This window comes from Terrabacter sp. Soil811, from assembly GCF_001429655.1.
GTDB lineage: Bacteria > Actinomycetota > Actinomycetes > Actinomycetales > Dermatophilaceae > Terrabacter.
Window position 1 is genome coordinate 552,533 of sequence record NZ_LMSX01000008.1, and the last position, 20,841, is coordinate 573,373.

Genomic DNA, 20,841 nt, shown 5'->3' on the forward strand with positions numbered 1-20,841 from the left:
GGCCGCGCGACGGACGGGAGAGGGCGGGTGCTTCGGCACCCGCCCTTCGCCGTCCCGGCGCTCCTGCGCGACGTCAGCCCCCGAGCAGGTCCTTGGCCTTGTCGGCCGGCAGCAGGTCGTGGCGCAGCGGCTCGCGCACGAACGACCCGGTGCCGTGCGACACCGACCGGAGGTCGATTGGGTAGCGCGACAGCTCTGCCGACGGCACCTCGGCGTGCACGACGGTCCAGCCGCCCTCGGGGCCCATCCCGTCGGCCGGCTCGGTGCCGAGCACCTGGCCGCGGCGTCCGCGCAGGTCCGACATGACCGCCCCGAGGTAGTCGTCGGCGATGGTGATGTCGACGCGGTCGATCGGCTCGAGCAGCGCCATCGTCGAGGCGTTCGCCGCCTCCTTGAGAGCGAGCGCCGCGGCGGTCTGGAAGGCGACGTCGGACGAGTCGACGGAGTGCGACTTGCCGTCGGTGAGCGTGACGCGGACGTCGACGACCGGGTGGCCGGTGAGCAGGCCTTTCTCGAGCTGGAGGCGGGCCCCCTTCTCGACCGACGGGATGAACTGGCGCGGCACGGACCCGCCGACGACCTTGTCGACGAACTCGAAACCCGATCCGCGTGGCAGCGGCTCGATGACGATCGAGCACACGGCGTACTGCCCGTGACCGCCCGACTGCTTGACGTGGCGACCCTGCACCGAGCACGTGCGCACGAAGGTCTCGCGCAGCGCGGTCCGGTAGGGCTCGGCCGTCACCGTCACCCCGTAGCGCTCGGAGAGCTGGTCGATGAGGTCGTCGACGTGGGCCTGGCCCATCGTCCAGAGCACGACCTGGTCCGTCTCGTGCGAGTGCTCCATGCGCATCGTGACGTCCTCGGCCACGAGGCGTTGCAGGGCCCCGCCGAGCTTGTCGTCGTCGGACTTCGTCGCCGCGCGGATCGCGACGGGCAGCTGCGGCTCGGGGAGCAGCCACGGCTCGACGACCGCGGGCCGGTCGACGGAGGACAGGGTGTCGGAGGTCTCGGCGTGGGTCAGCTTCGTCACGAGTGCGAGGTCGCCGGCGATGGCGGTGCCGCGGGGGCGGTGCGACTCGACGAAGGGCGACGCGAGCGGGCCGACGCGCTCGTCGTCGTCGTGGGCCGGGTGGCCGGCGACCTCGTGCCCGACGAAGTCACCGAGGTGGCCCGACACGTGGACCGTCTCGTCGACGCGGAGCGTGCCGGAGAAGACGCGCACGAGCGAGAGGCGCCCGACGTACGGGTCGGTCGTCGTGCGCACGACCTCGGCCACGAGCGGCTGGGACGGGTCGCACGTCACGCCCTTGACGGGGCCACCGACCGGTGACGTGACGGCCGGCAGCGGGTGCGCGGTCGGGTCGGGGAAGGCCCGCTCGATCATGCCGAGCAGCTCCTCGGTGCCCGCGCCGGTCAGGGGCGAGACCGGGACGATCGGGAAGAAGGTGCCCTGGGCGATGGCCGTACGCAGGTCGCCGAGCAGCGACTCGGTGTCGATGGTCTCGCCCTCGAGGTAGCGGTCGAGCAACGTCGCGTCCTCGGACTCCTCGATGACGGACTCGATGAGGGCCGACCGCGCGTCCTCGTGCTCGGCGGACGTCTCGCCGGTCAGCAGTCCCATGACCCCGGTGACCGAGCCGTCCTCGACGACGGGCCAGTGGGTGGCTCGGGCGTCGCCGAAGGTGCGACGACACATCTCGACCGTCGTGGCGAAGTCGGCGCGCGGCTGGTCGAGGTGGGTCACGACGACGGCTCGCGGCATCCCGACGGCCGCGCACTCGCGCCACAGCAGCGACACGGGCCGGTCGATGTCGTCGGCGCCGGAGACGACGAAGACGGCGGCGTCCGCGGCCCGGAGGCCCGCGCGGAGGTCGCCGACGAAGTCGGGGTAGCCGGGGGTGTCGAGGAGGTTGAGGGTGACCGGGCCGGACTCGAACGAGGCGGCGACGAGGGTCGTGGTGCGGACGTGGTCGCCCAGGGAGGTCCGCTGACCGGGGACACGTGCCGAGACGAGCGCCTCGAAGAGTGCGGTCTTGCCGGCCCCGCCGGGTCCGACCAGCACGACGTTGCGGATGTCCTGCGGCGAGGCGGGGTTGGGGGCCGCAGGAAGATCTGATCTGCCGGGCGTCTTAGCCATGCCCCCACCCAACTCCTGTCGCCCAGCCGTCACAAGACCCATCGCGTATGCCGCCCGCCACCTCGGTGGTTCATCCCCGGGTCGCCCCCCGGGCCGCGCCCGCGCGCTCTGCCGCCTCCGTGGAACCCGGGTGCGCACCGTCGGTGCGAGGTGACAGGCTGACGCCATGGATCTGGGGGCCTACCGGCCGGTGCTGGCCAACCGAGACACCCGCAACGCGCTGCTGCTCGGCTTCCTCATCCGCGTCCCCATGTGGGCGGGAGGGGTGATCCTCACCCTCCACGTCGTGACGTCGCTCGGCCGCAGCTACGGCGCTGCCGGCCTGGTCACGGCCGCCTCGACCGTCGCGGTCGCCGTCTCCGGGCCCTGGCGCGGCCGGCTGCTCGACCGCATCGGCCTGCGGCGCACCGTCGGCCCCTCGCTCGTCGTGCAGGTCGTGTGCTGGTCGATCGCGCCGTGGGTGGGCTACGCCCCGCTCATCGCCTTCGCGGCGCTCGCCGGGCTCTTCGTCGTGCCCACCTTCTCGATCCTGCGCCAGGTCATCATCCGTTCGGTGCCGAGCGAGCAGCGGCGCACCGCCCTGTCGCTCGACTCGTCGGCGACCGAGCTGTCGTTCATGGCGGGCCCTGCCATCGGGGTGTGGCTCGCGACCTCGTGGGACACGTCGTGGGCCCTGCTCGTCTGCGAGCTCGCATCCGTCGCAGCGGGATTCGTGCTCTGGGTGGTCAATCCCCGCCTCACCTCCGACTCCGGCGACGGGCACCCGGACGGCGGCGCGGCGGGGGAGTCGGCGCACGACGAGCAGGGCGAGGCCGCCCGGGCCGACGCCATCGCCGCCCCGTCCGTGCCCGACGACACCGCCCCGGGCCGTGCCGTCCGCGGCTTCATCACCGTGCCGGTCGCCGCGGTCTACCTCGCCGCCGCCTGCTCGACGCTCGTCCTCAGCGGCACCGACGTGGGCATCGTCGCGGCGCTGCGGTCCTTCGGGGCCACCGGCTCGATCGGGTGGGTCCTCGCGCTCTGGGGTGCCGGGTCCCTCGTCGGCGGCATCCTCTACGGCGCCTGGCACCGCTCCTTCTCCGTCTTCTGGCTGCTCGGCGGCCTCGCGGCCACGACCGCCCCCGTCGCCCTCGCCGCGGGCGTGCCGAGCTTCGCCGTCCTCATCACCGTCTCCGGCTTCCTGTGCGCCCCCACGATCACCGCCACCGTCGAGCAGCTGAGCCGTCAGGTCCCGGAGCGGTTCCGCGGCGAGATGATGGGGTGGCACGGCTCGGCCATGACCGCGGGCTCGGCCTTCGGTGCACCGCTCGCCGGCTTCGCCATCGACCGAGGCGGCTGGCAGTGGGGGTTCGTCGTCGTCTCCGCCGTGGGCGTCCTCGTCGCACTCGTCGGCCTCCTCGGGTCCCGGGCCAGCCGGAGGGCGCAGGGCCGGCCCGCGGCCGGGGGCCCTGTCGTCGATTCGGAGCACGGCGTCTCGGCTGCTAGCATGGAGCACTGACCAGCCGTCACCCATGCTCCCGCTCCGGCGGAGGCGGGTGACGACGTGCAAGAGAAGCTCGCTTCCACCCGCGCCGACCTCACAGTCGCCGGGTCAAGGTCTGCTCGACCAGGTGTCCTCCGTGGCACCGGTGTCGAGCCGTGTGACGCGACGGCGACCGTCCGGCATACGCGACCCTTGGGCTCCTCGTGCACACACGGGGAGCCCTTTTCTCGTTGTGGTCGCAGCAGGACTGGCACCACCCCCGTCTGGTCACACCATTCATCGAACTTAGGAGCACCACATCAGCGAGCCTCGCATCAACGAGCGCATCCGGGTCCCGGAAGTGCGCTTGGTTGGCCCCAACGGCGAGCAGGTCGGCATCGTCCGCGTCGAGGACGCGCTGCGTCTGGCTGAGGAGGCGAACCTCGACCTCGTCGAGGTGGCCCCCATGGCCAAGCCGCCGGTCGCCAAGCTCATGGACTTCGGCAAGTTCAAGTACGAAGCCGCCATGAAGGCACGGGAAGCGCGCAAGAACCAGGTCAACACGGTCATCAAGGAGATCAAGCTCCGTCCGAAGATCGACCCGCACGACTACGGCACGAAGAAGGGCCACGTCGAGCGGTTCCTCAAGGCCGGCGACAAGGTCAAGGTGACGATCATGTTCCGCGGTCGCGAGCAGTCGCGGCCCGAGCTCGGTCGCCGTCTGCTCGAGCGCCTCGCCGAGGACATCGCCGAGCTCGGCTTCGTCGAGTCGGCCCCGAAGCAGGACGGCCGAAACATGATCATGGTGATCGGCCCGACCAAGAAGAAGGCGGAGGCCAAGGCCGAGCAGCGTCGCTCCCGCGAGCAGCACGACCAGCGCTCCACCGGCGAGCCGGCAACGTCCGGTGAGCAGCCGGAGGCCCAGGCCCCGCAGACCGACGAGGCCACCGCCGCCGCCGAGTGATCGGCGGGCGGTGACCCGCCGGAGGCGAGAGCCCCCGGCACGACACACCACGTGCGCCCACTGGCGCACGCAACACGAAGGAGATCGGCCCCCATGCCGAAGATGAAGACGCACAGCGGTGCGAAGAAGCGTTTCCGCCTCACCGGCACCGGCAAGGTCATGCGCGAGCAGGCCGGCGGTCGCCACCTGCTCGAGCACAAGTCGAGCAAGAAGATGCGTTCCATCGCGAACGACGTCGAGCTCGCCAAGCCGGACGCCAAGAAGGCCAAGAAGCTCCTCGGCAAGTGAGCCGGGACCCCCACCCATCAGCGATTCGCTGAGCAGCCGGGTCTCCGGTAAGCCAGCAGCAGCAAGCACTGCGTCAAGCAGAGAAGGAGTATTCACGTGGCACGCGTGAAGCGGGCAGTCAACGCCCAGAAGAAGCGTCGAGTCGTTCTCGAGCGCGCCAGCGGCTACCGCGGTCAGCGGTCGCGCCTCTACCGCAAGGCCAAGGAGCAGGTCACCCACTCGCTGGGTTACGCCTACCGTGACCGTCGCGCGAAGAAGGGTGACTTCCGTCGCCTCTGGATCCAGCGCATCAACGCTGCGGCCCGCGCCAACGGCATGACGTACAACCGGTTCATGCAGGGCCTCAAGGCCGCCGGTGTCGAGGTCGACCGCAAGATCCTCGCGGACCTCGCCGTCAACGACGCCCCGGCCTTCGCCGCGCTCGTGGAGCTCTCCCGCGCCAACGTCCCGGCCGCTGTCAACGCAGCCGAGGCGAAGGTCGCCGGCGACGCCGCCTGAGCGACGTCGTCCGACGTCACACCAGCATCTCGAGCGCCGGGACACCCCCGTGCTGACCAACCCCCGATCCGATCGGGTCAAGGCGGTACGGGCGCTGTCCCGGCGCTCGGTGCGTTCCCGCACGGGTGAGTTCCTCGCCGAGGGACCGCAGGCGGTCCGCGAGGCGGTCGCCTTCCGTCCCGAGCTCGTCCGGGACGTCTACGTGACGCCCGAGGCGGCCGACCGGCATCCCGCCATCGTCGAGGCCGCGCGCTCCGCCGAGCTCTGGGTGCACGAGGTGAGTCCCGAGGTGCTCGCCGCGATGTGTGACACGGAGTCCCCGCAGGGGATCGCCGCGGTGTGCCACGTCCTCGACGTGCCGCTGGACGCCCTCCTCGCGGACCTGCCGAACGACGCGCTCGTGTGCGTCCTGACGAACGTCCGCGACCCCGGCAACGCCGGCACCGTCATCCGGGGCGCCGACGCGGCCGGCGCCGACGCCGTCATCGTCAGCGACGCGAGCGTCGACGTCTACAACAGCAAGGTCGTCCGCTCGACCGTCGGGTCCCTGTGGCACCTGCCGCTCAGCCTCGGCGCGTCCGTCCCCGACATCCTCGCGGCCCTGCGCGAGCGAGGGGTCAGGCTGCTCGCCGCAGACGGAGCGGGAACGACCCTCCTCCATGACGCCGACCTCTCCGGTGCCCACGCCTGGGTCATGGGCAACGAGGCCTGGGGCCTGCCGCAGGACGTGCGCGACGCCTGCGACGACGTCGTCCGCGTCCCCATCCACGGCCACGCGGAGTCGCTCAACCTCGCGATGGCCGCGACGATCTGCCTCTACGCCTCGGCCGAGGCACGCCGCACGAGCCGCTGACCGGGCCCTCCGGGCGTGCCCGTGACTATCCTCGGGCCATGACCTCAGTCGACGGCACCGCGGCTCGGCTGCCCGGGTCGGCGGGCGAGATGGCTCCGGTCGCGATGATGGGCGAGCTGCTCCCCGACGGGCTCGTCGTCGTCGGCGCCGACCAGCGCATCCGGTTCGCCAACGCCGAGGCGCTGCGCATCCTCGACTGCGACCATGCCGACCTCGTCGGCCGCACGCTCGACGAGGGGCTGCCCTTCACGGACAAGTACGGCCGGAACTGGTGGGCCCACACCGACCCGTGGAACGGCCTCGCCAGCCGCGCCGGCCACCGCGAGAAGCTGCTCGTCGCGCCCCGGGGCCAGGACGTCCTCGTCACCGCTCGCTACGTGCGGTCCCGACCGGGCGGCACGGTCGAGCGGGTCATGCTCGGTCTGCGTGACGCCGAGGCCCGCCAGCGGGCGGAGCGCGACCAGGCGACCGTCCTGTCGACCGTGGCGCACGAGCTGCGGGCGCCGCTGACGTCGGTGACCGGCTTCACGAGCAGCCTGCTGCGACGGTGGGACCGGTTCACCGATGAGCAGAAGCGCCTCATGATCGAGACGATCGAGGCCGACGCCACCCGCCTGACCCGCCTCATCACCGAGCTGCTCGACATCTCGCGGCTCGACTCCGACAGCCTCAACCTGCGTCGGGGGCCCGTCGACCTCCACGCGCTGCTCACGACCCACGTCGTGCGCTACGAGCTCGGTCGGTCGTCCGGAGTCGTCCAGCTCGGGCTGGGGGAGTCCGCCATCGCAGACGGGCTGCCGGAGATGTGGGCCGACACCGACCGTCTCGAGCAGATCTTCTTCAACCTCATCGAGAACGGCCTGCTGCACGGCGCCGGCAAGGTCACGGTGACCCTGGACCGCGGCGGGGCCCTCGGTGACGCGCCGGAGTCGGTGGTCGTCGAGGTCGACGACGAGGGGGACGGCATACCCCCGTCCGACCGCGAGAAGATCTTCGGTCGCTTCTGGCACGGTCCCTCCAACGCGAGCACGGGCCTCGGGCTCTACGTCGTCCGGGGTCTCGTCGAGGCCCATGGCGGCTCGGTGCTCGTCAGCGACAACGACGCCGGCGGCGCGCGCTTCGTCGTGACGCTGCCGGCCGGCCTGCCCGAGGTCGTCGGCAGCTGACCCGCCGCTGAGCGGATGGCCCCGTGAACCGGTTCGACGCCGCCCCTAGACTGGGCACCCGCACGACAGCCCCCCGTGAACCCGAGCGAGAGCAGCGAACGCACGCCGATGTCCGGACCCAACACGAACTACGACCCGGTCGAGGTCTCCGCGCTCGACCCGGCGAACGTCGACGCAGCGGTACAGGACGCCATCGCCGCGATCACCGCGGCGTCGTCCCTCGACGACCTCAAGGCCGCGCGCATCGCGCACCAGGGGGAGAAGAGCCCGCTGGCCCTCGCCAACCGCGAGATCGGCGCCCTGCCGCCGAGCGCCAAGGCCGAGGCCGGCAAGCGCGTCGGCCAGGCCCGCGGCCGCGTCGGCCAGGCCCTGACCGTCCGGCAGGCCGAGCTCGAGGCCGAGCGCGACGAGCGCATCCTCGTCGACGAGCGCGTCGACGTCACCGTGCCGGCCCTGCGTCGCGAGCCCGGCTCGCGGCACCCGATCGAGCTCGTCGCCCAGCGCCTCGTCGACGCCTTCGTCGGCATGGGCTGGGAGGTCGCCGAGGGGCCGGAGCTCGAGAGCGAGTGGCTCAACTTCGACGCCCTCAACCTCGGGCCCGACCACCCTGCCCGGCAGATGCAGGACACCTTCTTCCTCGATCCGGTCGACTCGGGCCTCGTGCTGCGCACGCAGACGTCACCGGTCCAGATCCGCACCATGCTCGAGCAGGAGCCGCCGATCTACGTCGTGGCTCCCGGCAAGGTCTTCCGCACCGACGACCTCGACGCCACGCACACGCCGGTCTTCCACCAGATCGAGTGCCTCGCGATCGACAAGGGCCTGACGATGGCCCACCTGCGCGGCGCCCTCGACGCGTTCGTGCGCATCATGTTCGGCGAGGAGACGCGCACCCGCGTCCGCGCCAACTACTTCCCGTTCACCGAGCCGAGCATGGAGACCGACTTCCTCTGCTTCGCCTGCCACGGCGAGGAGACGTGGGGCAGTGCCGAGCCGTGCCGCACCTGCGGCGGCTCCGGCTGGATCGAGCTGGGCGGCTCCGGCATGGTCAACCGCAAGGTGCTGCGCACCTGCGGCATCGACCCGGACGTCTACTCCGGCTTCGCCTTCGGGCTCGGCATCGAGCGGGCGCTCCAGCTGCGCCACGGGGTCCAGGGGATGCACGAGATCGTCGAGGGCGACGTCCGCTTCTCGCAGCAGTTCGGGATGGGGGTCTGACATGCGTATGCCACTGAGCTGGCTCGCGGAGTACACCGACCTCGCGCCCGGGGCCCGGGGTGCCGACGTGGCCGCCAGCCTCGTCCGCGTGGGTCTCGAGGAGGAGGACCTCCACGGTGGCGACATCACCGGTCCGCTCGTCGTCGGCCGGGTCCTGTCGTTCGAGCTCGAGCCGCAGAAGAACGGCAAGACGATCCGCTGGTGCACCGTCGACGTCGGCCAGAACGGCCAGATGCTGACCGAGGGCAAGCACCAGGAGATCGTCTGCGGTGCCCACAACTTCGAGGTCGGCGACCTCGTGGTGTGCGTGCTGCCCGGTGCCGTGCTGCCCGGCGGCTTCGCGATCTCCGCGCGCAAGACGTACGGCCACGTCTCCAACGGGATGATCTGCGCCGAGGACGAGATCGGTCTGGGGCACGACCACGACGGCATCATCGTGCTCAGCCGGTTGCTGGGCGAGGAGCGCGCGGCGACCCTGAGCCCCGGCGACGACGCGATCGCCCTCCTCGGGCTCGCCGACGAGACCGTCGAGACGAACGTGACGCCAGACCGTGGCTACTGCTTCTCGGTGCGTGGCCTCGCCCGTGAGTACTGGCACGCGCAGGGCAGCCCCGAGGGCGGCTACCGCGACCCGGCCGAGGTCGCGACGCCGGCCGCCACCTCAGGTGGCTACCCGGTGGAGCTCAAGGACGACTCACCCATCGACGGCAACGACGGGTGCGACCGCTACGTCGCGCGGATCGTGCGCGGCATCGACCCGACCCGGCCGTCGCCGTCGTGGATGAGCAAGCGCCTGACGCAGATGGGCATGCGTCCCATCTCGCTCGCCGTCGACGTCACCAACTACGTCATGCTCGCCGTCGGCCAGCCGCTCCACGCCTTCGACGTCGACCGGCTCTCCGGGTCGGTCGTCGTGCGCCGGGCCCGTTCGGGTGAGGTGCTGACGACCCTCGACGACGTCGAGCGCACCCTGCACACCGACGACCTGCTCATCACCGACGGTGGCGAGCAGCCGCTCGCCATCGCCGGCGTCATGGGTGGGGCCTCCTCCGAGGTCTCCGACACGACGACCGACGTGCTCATCGAAGCGGCGCACTTCGACCCGACGACCGTCGCGCGCTCGTCGCGCCGGCACCGCCTCATCACCGAGGCGTCCAAGCGCTTCGAGCGCGGCGTCGATCCGAAGGTGACCGCGGCGGCCGCCCAGCTCGCCGTCGACCTGCTCGTCGAGCACGGTGGCGGCACCGTCGACGACGCCGTCACCGACGTCGACCGCACGAGCGAGCGGACGGCATACCTCCTCGACGTCACGGAGCCGGCGCGCATCGTGGGCGTCGACTACCCGCGCGAGCGGGTCGTCGGCATCCTGCGCGACCTCGGTTGCGTCGTCGACGAGTCCGGCGAGGGCACCGACGACACGCACGTCCTCGTGACCCCGCCGTCGTGGCGCCCCGACCTCGTCGACGCGCCCGACTACGCGGAGGAGGTCGCGCGGATCGACGGCTACAACAACATCCCGTCGATCACGCCGACGCCGAGCGACGGCCGCGGCCTGACCCACGCGCAGAAGGCGCGCCGGGTCGTCGCCGACGCGCTCGCGGGTGCAGGGCTCACCGAGGTCCTCAGCTATCCCTTCGTCGCCGAGGAGCTCGCCGACCAGCTGATGCTGCCGGCCGACGACGACCGTCGTCACGCCGTCCGGCTGGCCAACCCGCTGTCGGAGGAGCGGCCGCTGCTGCGCACCTCGGTCCTCGCGAGCCTCGTCGACACGCTGCGACGCAACGTCGCTCGCGGGCGCAAGGACGTCGCGATCTACGAGCTCGGCCTCGTGTTCCGCCCGGGCGGCGCCATCGGCACCGCACCGATCCCGGGAGTCGCCGCGCGCCCCGACGCCGAGACGCTCGAGCAGCTGTATGCCGCCGTCCCCGCCCAGCCACGTCGCGCGGGCATCCTCGCGACCGGACAGGCGGAGCAGGCCGGCTGGTGGGGTCCCGGCCGCGCCGCCGACTGGAGCGACATGGTCGCCGCCGTGCAGACGGTCGCCGCCGCGCTCGCCGTGCCGGTGGTCGTCGCCAACGACCCCGGTCACGCCCCGTGGCACCCCGGCCGATGCGCCCGGATCACGCTCGTGGACGGCACGCTCGTGGGCCATGCAGGGGAGCTGCACCCCAAGGTGGTCGCGGCCCTCGACCTGCCGGAGCGCACGGTGGCCGCCGAGTTCGACGTCGACGTGCTCGTCGCCGCCAGCGCCGAGCCCGTCCAGGCCAGGCCCTTCTCGACGTTCCCGCCGGCGATGACCGACATCGCCCTGCTCGTGGCCGCTGATGTGGCCGCCGCCGACGTCGAGACGGCGCTGCGCTCCGGCGCGGGCGAGTCGCTCGAGTCGGTCGTGCTCTTCGACGTCTACGAGGGGGAGCGCATCGAGGCCGGACACCGGTCGCTGGCCTACCGCCTCACGTTCCGGGCGCCCGACCGGACGCTGACGACCGACGAGGTCAACGACTTCCGCGACGCGGCGGTCGCGGCGGCCGCGTCTGCGACGGGGGCCGTCCAGCGCTGAACCCCCAATGCACGAATATGCATGAGCGTGTATAGTCATGCATCGTGATCAGGGCAGCAGTGGCGGGGGCGAGCGGCTACGCCGGAGGAGAGATCCTCCGGCTGCTGCTCGCCCACCCGCAGTTCGAGGTCGGCGCCGTCACGGCGGCCAGCAGTGCGGGTGAACGGCTCGGGGGCGTCCACCCGCACCTGGTCCCCCTTGCGGACCGTGTGCTCGAGGTGACCAGCGTCGAGACGCTGTCCGGCCATGACGTCGTCTTCCTCGCCCTGCCGCACGGCCACTCGGGGGCGCTCGCCGCGCAGCTGCCCGACTCGGTCGTCGTCATCGACTGCGGGGCCGACTTCCGGCTCGAGTCCGAGTCCGCGTGGACGACCTTCTACGACACGGCGTATGCCGGCTCGTGGCCCTACGGCCTCCCTGAGCTCCCCGGACCGGCGGGCACCGTGGCGCGCGAACGGCTCGCGGGCGCACGCCGCATCGCTGTGCCGGGCTGCTACCCGACCGGCATCTCGCTCGCGCTGGCCCCCGGGTTCGCCGCCGGCCTGCTCGAGGCCCAGGACGTCGTCGTCGTCGCCGCCTCCGGCACGTCGGGTGCCGGCAAGTCGCTCAAGCCGCACCTGCTCGGCAGCGAGGTGATGGGCTCCATGTCGCCCTACGGCGTCGGAGGCGGCCACCGGCACACCCCGGAGATCGAGCAGAACCTCTCCCGCGCTGCGGGCGAGCCCGTCACGGTCTCGTTCACACCGACGCTGGCGCCGATGCCGCGCGGCATCCTCGCGACGTGCACGGCCCGCCTGCGTCCGGGCACCGACCCGGCGTCCGTGCGCGCGGCCTGGGAGACGGCATACGCCGCCGAGCCCTTCGTCCACGTCCTGCCCGAGGGCTCCTGGCCCGCCACGGCCTCGGTCGTGGGCAGCAACCACGTGCAGCTGCAGGTGGCCGTCGACGAGCGGCTCGGTCGGGTCGTCGTGGTGTCGGCCATCGACAACCTCACCAAGGGCACTGCCGGCGCCGCCGTGCAGTGCGCCAACCTCGCCCTGGGTCTCGAGGAGACCCTCGGCCTCCCCATCGCAGGAGTCGCCCCGTGAGTGGCCACCCGACCGTTCAGCTGCCCGCGGGCTTCCGTGCGGCGGGCGTCACCGCGGGCCTCAAGGCGAGCGGCACCCCCGACCTCGCCCTCGTCGTCAACGACGGTCCGGACCGCCACGCGGCGGCCGTCTTCACGACCAACCGCGTCGAGGCCGCGCCGGTCACGTGGTCGCGCCAGGTCGTCGCCGACGGCCGGGTCGACGCCGTCGTCCTCAACTCCGGGGGCGCCAACGCCTGCACCGGCGCCCAGGGCTTCCTCGACACCCACCGCACCGCCGAGCACGTGGCGGAGGTGCTCGGTGTCTCGGCGGGCGACGTCGTCGTCTGCTCGACCGGCCTCATCGGCGAGCTGCTCCCCATGGACAAGGTCCTCACCGGTGTCGATGCCGCTGCCACCGCCCTGTCCGCCGAGGGCCACGAGGCGGCAGCCGTCGCGATCAAGACGACCGACACGGTGCACAAGGTCTCGACGTACGGGGGCGCCGGCTGGTCGGTGTCCGGCATGGCCAAGGGCGCCGGCATGCTCGCACCGGCACTGGCGACGATGCTCGTCGTCGTGACGACCGACGCCGTCGTCGACCAGGCAGACCTCGACGCCTCGCTCCGCGCCGCGACATCCGTCTCCTTCGACCGCATCGACTCCGACGCATGCATGTCGACGAACGACACCGTCGTCGTCCTCGCCTCCGGGGCCTCGGGCGTCTCCGTCGAGCGGGACGAGCTCACCGAGAGCCTCACCGCCGTGTGCTCCGACCTCGCCCGCCAGCTCATCGCCGACGCCGAGGGCGCCGCACACGACGTCGCCATCGAGGTGGTCGGCGCCGCGAGCACCGACGACGCCCTCGAGGTGGCGCGGTCGGTGGCCCGCAACAACCTCTTCAAGTGCGCGATCTTCGGCAACGACCCCAACTGGGGGCGCGTGCTCGCGGCCGTCGGCACGACGAAGGCCGCCTTCGACCCGACGACGCTCGACGTGACGATGAACGGCGTCCAGGTGTGCCGCGCCGGTGGGGTGGGGGAGGACCGCACCCTCGTCGACCTCGCCCCGCGCGAGGTCCACGTCCTCGTCGACCTGCACGCCGGCCCCGAGGCCGCGACGATCTGGACCAACGACCTGACCCACGACTACGTCCACGAGAACTCGGCCTACAGCACATGACCACCACGAGCACCCGCTCCGACCAGCCCGCCGACCTCCGCGGCCTCATCGACGCCGCGGCCATCCGCGTCGCCGCGGGCAAGGCCGCCACCCTCGTCGAGGCGCTGCCCTGGCTCGAGCGGTTCCGCGGTGCGCTCGTCGTCGTCAAGTACGGCGGCAACGCCATGGTCGACGACGAGCTCAAGGCCGCCTTCGCCGAGGACATCGCGTTCCTCCGGTACGCCGGGCTGCGCCCCGTCGTCGTCCACGGTGGAGGGCCTCAGATCAAGGCGATGCTCGAGCGGGTCGGGCTCGAGAGCGAGTTCAAGGGCGGCCTGCGCGTCACGACGCCCGAGGTCATGGACGTCGTGCGGATGGTCCTGACCGGTCAGGTCGGGCGCGAGCTCGTCGGCCTGCTCAACCAGCACGGTCCCATCGCGGTGGGCCTGTCCGGTGAGGACGCGGCCCTGCTCGGCGCGCGGCGCCGCGGCACGGTCGTCGACGGCGAGGAGGTCGACCTCGGCCTCGTCGGGGACGTCGAGAGCGTCAACCCGTCCGCGATCATCGACATCCTCGACGCCGGCCGGGTCCCCGTGGTCTCCACGGTGGCACCCGACCTCGACGTCGAGGGGCAGGTGCTCAACGTCAACGCCGACACCGCCGCCGCGGCGATCGCCGTCGCTCTCGGTGCCGAGAAGCTCGTCGTCCTCACCGACGTCGAGGGCATCTACGCCGACTGGCCCGACCGTGGCTCGCTGCTCTCGACCATCACCGTCAGCGCAGCCCGGGAGCTGCTCTCGCGCGTCGACCACGGGATGGTGCCCAAGCTCGAGGCGTGCATCCGTGCCGTCGAGGGCGGCGTGCCGCAGACCCACGTCGTCGACGGCCGCAAGCCGCACTCGATCCTGCTCGAGATCTTCACCGACGAGGGGATCGGCACCATGGTCCTGCCCGACATCACCGGCTCCGAGCCGACGCCACCGCGCACATCCGGACCACCCGCCACGCCCGAGGAGGACTCATGACCGCCGGCAGCGACCTGCTCGGCCGCTACGCCGGAGCCATGGTCCAGGTCTTCGGCACGCCCCAGCTCGTCCTCGCCTCCGGCCATGGCTGCTGGGTCACCGACGTCGACGGGAAGCGCTACCTCGACCTGCTCTCCGGCATCGCCGTCAACGCCCTCGGCCACGGCCACCCGGCCCTCGTGCAGGCCGTGACGAAGCAGGCCGAGTCGGCCATCCACGTGTCCAACTTCTTCACCTCGGAGCCGGCCATCGCGCTCGCCGAGCGCATCCTCGCGGTTGCGGCGGCGCCCGCGGGTTCAGGCGTCTTCTTCGCCAACTCCGGCACCGAGGCGACCGAGGCCGCGATCAAGCTGTCGCGGCGCACGGGTCGCACCCGCATCGTCGCGCTCGAAGGGTCCTTCCACGGCCGGTCCACGGGCGCCCTGGCCCTGACCCACAAGGCCGCCTACCGCGAGCCGTTCGAACCGCTCATCCCCGAGGTCGTCTTCGTCCCGCCGAACGACGCTGACGCCCTGCGGGCGGCGGTCGGCGACACGACGGCAGCGCTGTTCGTCGAGCCGGTCCAGGGCGAGGCAGGGGTCCGCGAGCTGTCGGTCGACTACCTGCGCCTCGCTCGCGAGGTGACCTCGGCTCACGGCGTCCTCCTCGTCGTCGACGAGATCCAGACCGGCATCGGCCGCACCGGCGACTGGTTCGCGCACCAGCAGTCGGGCATCGTCCCGGACGCCATGACGCTGGCCAAGGGCCTCGGTGGTGGCGTGCCGATCGGCGCGCTCGTCACGTTCGGTCCCGACACCACCGCGCTGCTCGCCGCCGGCCAGCACGGCACGACCTTCGGCGGCAACCCGCTCGCGTGCGCGGCCGGGCTCGCCGTCCTCGACACCATCGAGCGCGACCACCTGCTCGAGCACGTCCGCGACGTCGCCGCGCTGCTCGACGACGTCGAGATCGAGGGCGTCAGCGGCACGCGCGGACGCGGCCTGCTGCGGGCGATCGAGCTGGACGGCATACCTGCTCCGGCCGTCATGGCGGCCGCCCGCGACGCGGGCTTCATCGTCAACGCGGTGACTCAGACGGCGCTCCGCCTCGCGCCGCCGCTCGTCATCTCGGCGGACGAGCTCCTGGGCTTCCTCGACGCCCTGCCGGCGATCCTCGAGGCCGCTCACGCGGCGGGGGAGACGACGTCGTGAGCCGCACCCAGCGCCAGCGCCGCATCGTCGAGCTGCTCGGCGCCCACGAGGTGCACAGCCAGGGCGAGCTGTCCGACCTCCTCGCCGCCGAGGGCACCGAGGTGACCCAGGCGACGCTCTCGCGTGACCTCGTCGAGCTCGGCGCCGTCAAGGTCAGGCGCGGCCGCGCCCTGGCGTATGCCGTCCCGGGGGAGGGCGGTGAGGTGGCCGCCGTGGGGTCCATCGGTGACGCCGCCTCGGCCCGTCTGCGTCGCACGTGCGAGGAGCTGCTCGTGTCGGCCGCGGCCGCCGTCAACCTCGTCGTGCTGCGCACCCCTCCGGGCGCGGCCAACTACCTCGCGTCGGCCATCGACCAGACCCGCGACCCCGAGGTGGTGGGCACGATCGCCGGCGACGACACGATCCTGCTCGTGACCGGCAGCGCCGAGCAGGCGAGCGCCGTGGCCGAGCGGCTGCAGTCCCTCGCAGGCACGCGAGACTGAGACCAACTGCACCTGCCGGCCCCTGCCGGCGCCTGCCGCACCCCCACCCACGAGGAGAACCCCGCGATGACCGACCCCACCCACCCGAGCTCCTCCGACGGTCCTGAGGGGGCGGAGGGTGCGCCGGGCGCCGCGGCCGCGCCGGCCGAGCGCGTGAGCCTGTGGGGCGGGCGTTTCGCCGGCGGTCCCGACCAGGCACTGGCCGCACTGTCCAAGAGCACCCACTTCGACTGGCGCCTCGCGCCGCACGACATCGCCGGGTCTCGCGCCCATGCCCGTGTGCTCCACTCGGCCGGGCTGCTCTCCGACGAGCACCTCCAGGCGATGCTCGACGGTCTGGACCGGCTCGAGGCCGACGTCGTGTCGGGCGCCTTCACGCCCGCGGAGGACGACGAGGACGTCCACACCGCTCTCGAGCGCGGCCTCATCGAGCGCGTCGGCCCCGACGTCGGCGGGCGGCTGCGCGCCGGCCGGTCCCGCAACGACCAGGTGGCGACGCTCTTCCGGATGTACCTGCGCGAGCACGCTCGCGTCGTCGGAGGCCTCGTCCTCGACGTCGTCGACGCCCTCGTGTCGCAGGCCGACCGTCATCTCGGCGTCGCCATGCCGGGCCGCACGCACCTGCAGCACGCCCAGCCGGTCCTCCTGTCGCACCACCTGCTCGCCCACGCATGGGCGCTGCTGCGCGACGTCGACCGACTGCGCGACTGGGACGTCCGCGCGAACGCCTCGCCCTACGGGTCCGGGGCCCTCGCCGGCTCCTCGCTCGGGCTCGACCCCGAGGCCGTGGCCCACGACCTCGGCTTCGCTCGCGCCGTCGAGAACTCCATCGACGGCACCGCGTCGCGCGACTTCGTGGCCGAGTTCTCGTTCGTCTCGGCGATGACCGCGGTCGACATCTCCCGGATCGCCGAGGAGGTCGTCATCTGGGCGACCAAGGAGTTCTCCTTCGTCACGCTGCACGACTCGTACTCGACGGGGTCGAGCATCATGCCGCAGAAGAAGAACCCCGACGTGGCCGAGCTGGCCCGCGGCAAGGCCGGTCGTCTCGTGGGCGACCTCGCCGGGCTGCTGACGACCCTCAAGGCGCTCCCGCTCGCCTACAACCGTGACCTCCAGGAGGACAAGGAGCCGGTCTTCGACGCCGTCGACACGCTGGAGGTCCTGCTGCCGGCCTTCTCGGGCATGGTCGACACCCTCGTCTTCGACACCGAGCGCCTCGCGTCCCTCGCGCCGCAGGGATTTGCCCTGGCCACCGACATCGCCGAGTGGCTCGTGCGCCAGGGCGTCCCGTTCCGCGTCGCGCACGAGGTGGCCGGCGCGTGCGTCCGCGAGTGCGAGCCGCGCGGCATCGAGCTGTGGGACCTCACCGACGAGGACTTCGCCCGGATCAGCGAGCACCTGACGCCCGACGTGCGGTCGGTCCTCTCGGTCGAGGGTTCCCTGGCCTCGCGGGACGCCCAGGGCGGCACCGCACCGGTCCGGGTCACCGAGCAGCTGGTGCTCGCGCGCGAGCGTCTCGCCGACGCCCGGACGTGGACCTCGGCGACCGTCTGACCCTGCCGTTAGCGTGTCGTCGGTGAGCCCCGACCACACCCGCCTGCCGCGCTCGTTCTTCGCCAGGCCGTCCGTCGAGGTCGCACCCGACCTGCTCGGGCGACACCTGGCGTTCGGCGGCGTCGTGCTGCGCCTGACCGAGCTCGAGGCGTATGCCGGCACGCTCGACCCCGGGTCACACGCCTATCGCGGTGAGACGCCGCGCACGCAGCCCATGTTCGGACCGCCAGGGTTCACCTACGTCTACTTCACCTACGGCCACCACTGGTGCGTCAACCTCGTCGTCGGCGAGGAGGGAGCGGCCTCGGCCGTGCTCGTGCGGGCCGGTGAGGTGGTCGCCGGCCATGACCTCGTCCGGTCCCGGCGGGGGCCGGTGCGCGAGCGCGACTGGGCACGTGGACCGGGGCGGGTCGGCCAGGCGCTCGCGATGACCAAGGAGCACACGGGGCTCGACTTCTGCCGACCTCTTGTGGGGGAGCCGATCGACCTTGTCGTGGCCGAGGGCGAGCGGACCCCTCCCGAGCGCGTCGGCGTCGGCCCCCGGGTCGGCGTCAGCGGCCCGGGTGGTGACGGCACCGCCTTCCCGTGGCGCTTCTGGGTCGACGGTGACCCGAACGTCTCGGCCTACCGCCCCGGCGTCGTGCGGCGCCGACGCGGGTGAGGCGTCTGCCGCGGTCGTTCTTCGCGAGGCCGGTCCTCGACGTGGCCGCCGACCTGCTCGGCCGACACGTGCAGCACGGCGGGGTCACGGTGCGCGTCACCGAGACGGAGGCGTATGCCGGTCTCGTCGACCCCGCGTCACGAGTGCTCAGTCGGCCGACCCGTCACAACGCCCCGGTCTTCGGGCCGCCCGGGCACGCCTTCGTCTACTTCACCTACGGCCACCACTGGATGCTCTGCGTCGTCACGGGCGCCGAGGGCGTCCCCGACGTGGTCCTGCTGCGCGCCGGTGAGGTGGTCGCGGGTCACGACGTCGCCGCGGGGCGCCGGCCGGGCGTGCGTGAGCGCGACTGGTGCCGGGGACCGGGACGGCTGACCAACGCGCTCGCGGTCACAGGGACGCTCTCCGGTGTCGACGTGTGCGCGGTCGGATCCGCGCTCGCCCTCGGCGCCGGCGACCCCGCGGAGGGGAAGGCCGTGCGCGCCGGCCCACGCGTGGGCGTGAGCGGCCCCGGGGGCGACGGCGGGGCCTACCCGTGGCGCTTCTGGATCGACGCGGAGCCGACCGTCTCGCCGCACCGTCCCGGGGTCGCCCGACGACGCTCGTGACGCCCGCCATGCGGGACCGCGCGGTACTCGGTGGCCGGGGCGCGGCGGCATACGGCAGGCTGTGTGCCGGTGGGCAGGGAGCCCACCCGACCGAGAGGACACCGATACCCGTGACGGACATCTTCGACGAGCTGCAGTGGCGCGGCCTGGTGGCACAGACCACCGACGAGGCGGCGCTGCGCGAAGCACTCGCGGAGGGACCCCTCACGCTGTATTGCGGCTTCGACCCGAGCGCGCCGTCGTTGCACTTCGGCAACTTCGTCCAGCTGTCGGTCATGCGACGGATGCAGGCTGCCGGGCACCACGTCATCTGTCTCGTCGGGGGGTCCACCGGACTCATCGGTGACCCCAAGCCCGACGCGGAGCGCGTGCTGCAGGACAAGGACACCATCGCGTCCGCGGTGAACCGGATCCAGCAGCTCGTCGGGCCGCTGCTCGACTTCCAGGGCGAGAACGCCGCCGTGCTCGTCAACAACCTGGACTGGACGGCGCCGATGAGCGCGCTCGACTTCCTGCGCGACGTCGGCCGCCACTTCCGCGTCAACCAGATGATCCGCAAGGAGGCCGTGGCGCGGCGGCTCGAGAGCGACCAGGGGATCTCCTACACGGAGTTCAGCTACCAGATGCTCCAGGCGCTCGACTACCTCGAGCTGCACCGGAGCCGAGGCTGCACCCTCCAGATCGGTGGCAGCGACCAGTGGGGCAACATCACGGCCGGCGTCGACCTCGTCCACCGGGTCGAGGGCACGTCGGTGCACGCGCTCGCGACGCCGTTGCTCGTCGACTCGACGGGCCGCAAGTTCGGCAAGTCGGAGGGCAATGCGGTGTGGCTGAGCGCCGACATGACGAGCCCGTACGTCTTCTACCAGTACTTCCTCAACGTCGAGGATGCATCGGTCATCAGCATGCTCAAGGCGCTCTCGGACCGGTCCCGCGACGAGATCATCGAGCTCGAGCGGCAGGTGGCGGAGGAGCCGTTCCGCCGCGCGGCGCAGAAGGCGCTGGCCGCCGACGTCACGACTCTGGTCCACGGAGCCGACGCCACCGCCTCGGTCCAGGCGGCCTCCGAGGCGCTCTTCGGCAAGGGCGACCTGACCGGTCTGGACGCGTCGACACTGACGGACGCCACGGCCGAGCTGCCCGGCGCTCCCGTGTCCGTGGGGACGTCGGTCGTCGACGCCCTCGTGGCGGTCGGGCTCGTCGACTCGCGCAACGCGGCGAGGCGGGCGATCGGTGACGGCGGGGCCTCGCTCAACAACGTCAAGGTGACCGACCCGGAGCAGGTGCTGGGGGAGGGCGACTTCCTGCACGGGAGCGTGGCGGTCATCAAGCGGGGTCGACGCAACCTGGCGGCGGCGCGACGCGCCTGAGACCTCGCGTGGGTGAGGATCGAGCTGTGCCCGAACTCGGCACCTCCCACGCATCTGGGACTGCTCGAGGGGGCGGATTCCGTTGGGCGACAACGGTGTCCGCCCCTTCAGTGTCGACCGGGCGGTCCGAGGAGAGCGGATTTGTGTTTCTCCGGAGGGCCGGGTTAATGTTCTCTTCGTCAGCCCGACAGGGAGCACCGGACACCACCGCCGAGCGAGCGATCGCGACGCGAAGCAGGCCGGTCCCGGGGGTGGCAGAAGGACCGAGGTGCTCGATCTGATCGGGTAGCCTCGGGGAGCAGGACCGCTGACACCAAGCGGGTCGGATCCGGTCGTCCTGAAGGACGCTTCGCGGGTTTGACTCCCAAGCCCCCGGCGGGTAAGTTTGAAGGGTTGCCCCGGAGGYCTCCTCGTTGAGGTGGTTGATGGTGTGTGTCCGATTCTTGAGAACTCAACAGCGTGTCAAAAATCGATGCCAATTACCTCGTCCCGAGGCCTGGCCGGTTGATCTTCGTCCTCTAGTGGCGTGGTGACGGTCGTGGTTTTGGGCGAATTATCCTTTGGTTGAATTG

General features: G+C 72.1%; 18 protein-coding genes. 17 read left to right on the plus strand and 1 reads right to left on the minus strand.

Translation table 11 applies throughout. From position 1 onward, the window contains the following. Positions 1-73: 73 nt before the first annotated feature. Complete coding sequence (locus ASH01_RS12970) at positions 74-2,140, minus strand: elongation factor G-like protein EF-G2 (RefSeq protein ID WP_056776323.1); 2,067 nt, start codon at positions 2,138-2,140, stop codon at positions 74-76. A 166-nt stretch (positions 2,141-2,306) separates the two neighbouring features. On the opposite strand from ASH01_RS12970, the gene ASH01_RS12975 reads away from it, so the two are divergent. The 17 genes from ASH01_RS12975 (at position 2,307) to tyrS (ending at position 20,269) form a co-directional block, all read left to right on the plus strand. Continuing rightward, entirely contained in the window at positions 2,307-3,638 is a 1,332-nt protein-coding gene (locus tag ASH01_RS12975) for an MFS transporter (protein WP_056776326.1), read from the plus strand. Positions 3,639-3,969: 331 nt separating this feature from the next. Next, complete coding sequence (gene infC / locus ASH01_RS12980) at positions 3,970-4,566, plus strand: translation initiation factor IF-3 (RefSeq protein ID WP_369793525.1); 597 nt, start codon at positions 3,970-3,972, stop codon at positions 4,564-4,566. Positions 4,567-4,659: 93 nt separating this feature from the next. Continuing rightward, positions 4,660-4,854, plus strand: a complete 195-nt coding sequence (gene rpmI / locus ASH01_RS12985; protein ID WP_020144695.1) for a 50S ribosomal protein L35 — start codon at positions 4,660-4,662, stop codon at positions 4,852-4,854. A 96-nt stretch (positions 4,855-4,950) separates the two neighbouring features. Then, positions 4,951-5,352, plus strand: a complete 402-nt coding sequence (rplT, locus tag ASH01_RS12990) for a 50S ribosomal protein L20 (protein ID WP_020144696.1) — start codon at positions 4,951-4,953, stop codon at positions 5,350-5,352. A gap of 49 nt (positions 5,353-5,401) precedes the next feature. After that, positions 5,402-6,205, plus strand: coding sequence for a TrmH family RNA methyltransferase (locus tag ASH01_RS12995; RefSeq protein WP_056776330.1), 804 nt, complete (start codon positions 5,402-5,404; stop codon positions 6,203-6,205). Between the two features lie 38 nt (positions 6,206-6,243). Next, a complete protein-coding gene (locus tag ASH01_RS13000) occupies positions 6,244-7,371 on the plus strand; it encodes a sensor histidine kinase (protein WP_056776333.1) in 1,128 nt (375 codons plus the stop codon). Positions 7,372-7,479: 108 nt separating this feature from the next. Further along, entirely contained in the window at positions 7,480-8,589 is a 1,110-nt protein-coding gene (pheS, locus tag ASH01_RS13005) for a phenylalanine--tRNA ligase subunit alpha (protein WP_056777675.1), read from the plus strand. Between the two features lies 1 nt (position 8,590). Continuing rightward, positions 8,591-11,149 carry a phenylalanine--tRNA ligase subunit beta gene (gene pheT / locus ASH01_RS13010; RefSeq protein WP_056776335.1) on the plus strand — a complete coding sequence of 853 codons (2,559 nt, stop codon included), beginning with the start codon at positions 8,591-8,593 and terminating at the stop codon, positions 11,147-11,149. Between the two features lie 44 nt (positions 11,150-11,193). Next, on the plus strand, positions 11,194-12,237 hold the full coding sequence (gene argC / locus ASH01_RS13015) for an N-acetyl-gamma-glutamyl-phosphate reductase (RefSeq protein WP_200961795.1): 1,044 nt from the start codon (positions 11,194-11,196) through the stop codon (positions 12,235-12,237). Then, on the plus strand, positions 12,234-13,397 hold the full coding sequence (argJ, locus tag ASH01_RS13020; RefSeq protein WP_056776341.1) for a bifunctional glutamate N-acetyltransferase/amino-acid acetyltransferase ArgJ: 1,164 nt from the start codon (positions 12,234-12,236) through the stop codon (positions 13,395-13,397). The genes argC and argJ overlap by 4 nt, the downstream gene beginning before the upstream one ends. Further along, positions 13,394-14,401, plus strand: a complete 1,008-nt coding sequence (argB, locus tag ASH01_RS13025) for an acetylglutamate kinase (protein WP_056776344.1) — start codon at positions 13,394-13,396, stop codon at positions 14,399-14,401. Before argJ ends, argB begins: the two co-directional genes overlap by 4 nt. Continuing rightward, complete coding sequence (locus ASH01_RS13030) at positions 14,398-15,591, plus strand: acetylornithine transaminase (RefSeq protein WP_082619815.1); 1,194 nt, start codon at positions 14,398-14,400, stop codon at positions 15,589-15,591. Before argB ends, ASH01_RS13030 begins: the two co-directional genes overlap by 4 nt. Further along, positions 15,588-16,073, plus strand: a complete 486-nt coding sequence (gene argR, locus ASH01_RS13035) for an arginine repressor (protein ID WP_056776346.1) — start codon at positions 15,588-15,590, stop codon at positions 16,071-16,073. Before ASH01_RS13030 ends, argR begins: the two co-directional genes overlap by 4 nt. A gap of 66 nt (positions 16,074-16,139) precedes the next feature. Continuing rightward, on the plus strand, positions 16,140-17,630 hold the full coding sequence (gene argH / locus ASH01_RS13040) for an argininosuccinate lyase (protein ID WP_082619816.1): 1,491 nt from the start codon (positions 16,140-16,142) through the stop codon (positions 17,628-17,630). A 22-nt stretch (positions 17,631-17,652) separates the two neighbouring features. Beyond that, the gene (locus ASH01_RS13045) at positions 17,653-18,291 is read left to right on the plus strand and encodes a DNA-3-methyladenine glycosylase (RefSeq protein WP_200961796.1); all 639 of its coding nucleotides are present in this window, start codon (positions 17,653-17,655) and stop codon (positions 18,289-18,291) included. After that, positions 18,288-18,899, plus strand: coding sequence for a DNA-3-methyladenine glycosylase (locus ASH01_RS13050; RefSeq protein ID WP_056776352.1), 612 nt, complete (start codon positions 18,288-18,290; stop codon positions 18,897-18,899). The genes ASH01_RS13045 and ASH01_RS13050 overlap by 4 nt, the downstream gene beginning before the upstream one ends. Positions 18,900-19,009: 110 nt before the next feature. Beyond that, positions 19,010-20,269 carry a tyrosine--tRNA ligase gene (gene tyrS / locus ASH01_RS13055; protein WP_056776354.1) on the plus strand — a complete coding sequence of 420 codons (1,260 nt, stop codon included), beginning with the start codon at positions 19,010-19,012 and terminating at the stop codon, positions 20,267-20,269. Positions 20,270-20,841 lie beyond the last annotated feature (572 nt).

What these genes read in the sequence shown, in the direction of transcription:
- ASH01_RS12970 (WP_056776323.1), bottom strand. Translation starts at nt 2,140, where the DNA reads ATGGCTAAGACGCCCGGCAGATCAGATCTTCCTGCGGCCCCCAACCCC.
- ASH01_RS12975 (WP_056776326.1), top strand. Translation starts at nt 2,307, where the DNA reads ATGGATCTGGGGGCCTACCGGCCGGTGCTGGCCAACCGAGACACCCGC.
- rpmI (WP_020144695.1), top strand. Translation starts at nt 4,660, where the DNA reads ATGCCGAAGATGAAGACGCACAGCGGTGCGAAGAAGCGTTTCCGCCTC.
- ASH01_RS13000 (WP_056776333.1), top strand. Translation starts at nt 6,244, where the DNA reads ATGACCTCAGTCGACGGCACCGCGGCTCGGCTGCCCGGGTCGGCGGGC.
- pheS (WP_056777675.1), top strand. Translation starts at nt 7,480, where the DNA reads ATGTCCGGACCCAACACGAACTACGACCCGGTCGAGGTCTCCGCGCTC.
- pheT (WP_056776335.1), top strand. Translation starts at nt 8,591, where the DNA reads ATGCGTATGCCACTGAGCTGGCTCGCGGAGTACACCGACCTCGCGCCC.
- argB (WP_056776344.1), top strand. Translation starts at nt 13,394, where the DNA reads ATGACCACCACGAGCACCCGCTCCGACCAGCCCGCCGACCTCCGCGGC.
- ASH01_RS13030 (WP_082619815.1), top strand. Translation starts at nt 14,398, where the DNA reads ATGACCGCCGGCAGCGACCTGCTCGGCCGCTACGCCGGAGCCATGGTC.
- argH (WP_082619816.1), top strand. Translation starts at nt 16,140, where the DNA reads ATGACCGACCCCACCCACCCGAGCTCCTCCGACGGTCCTGAGGGGGCG.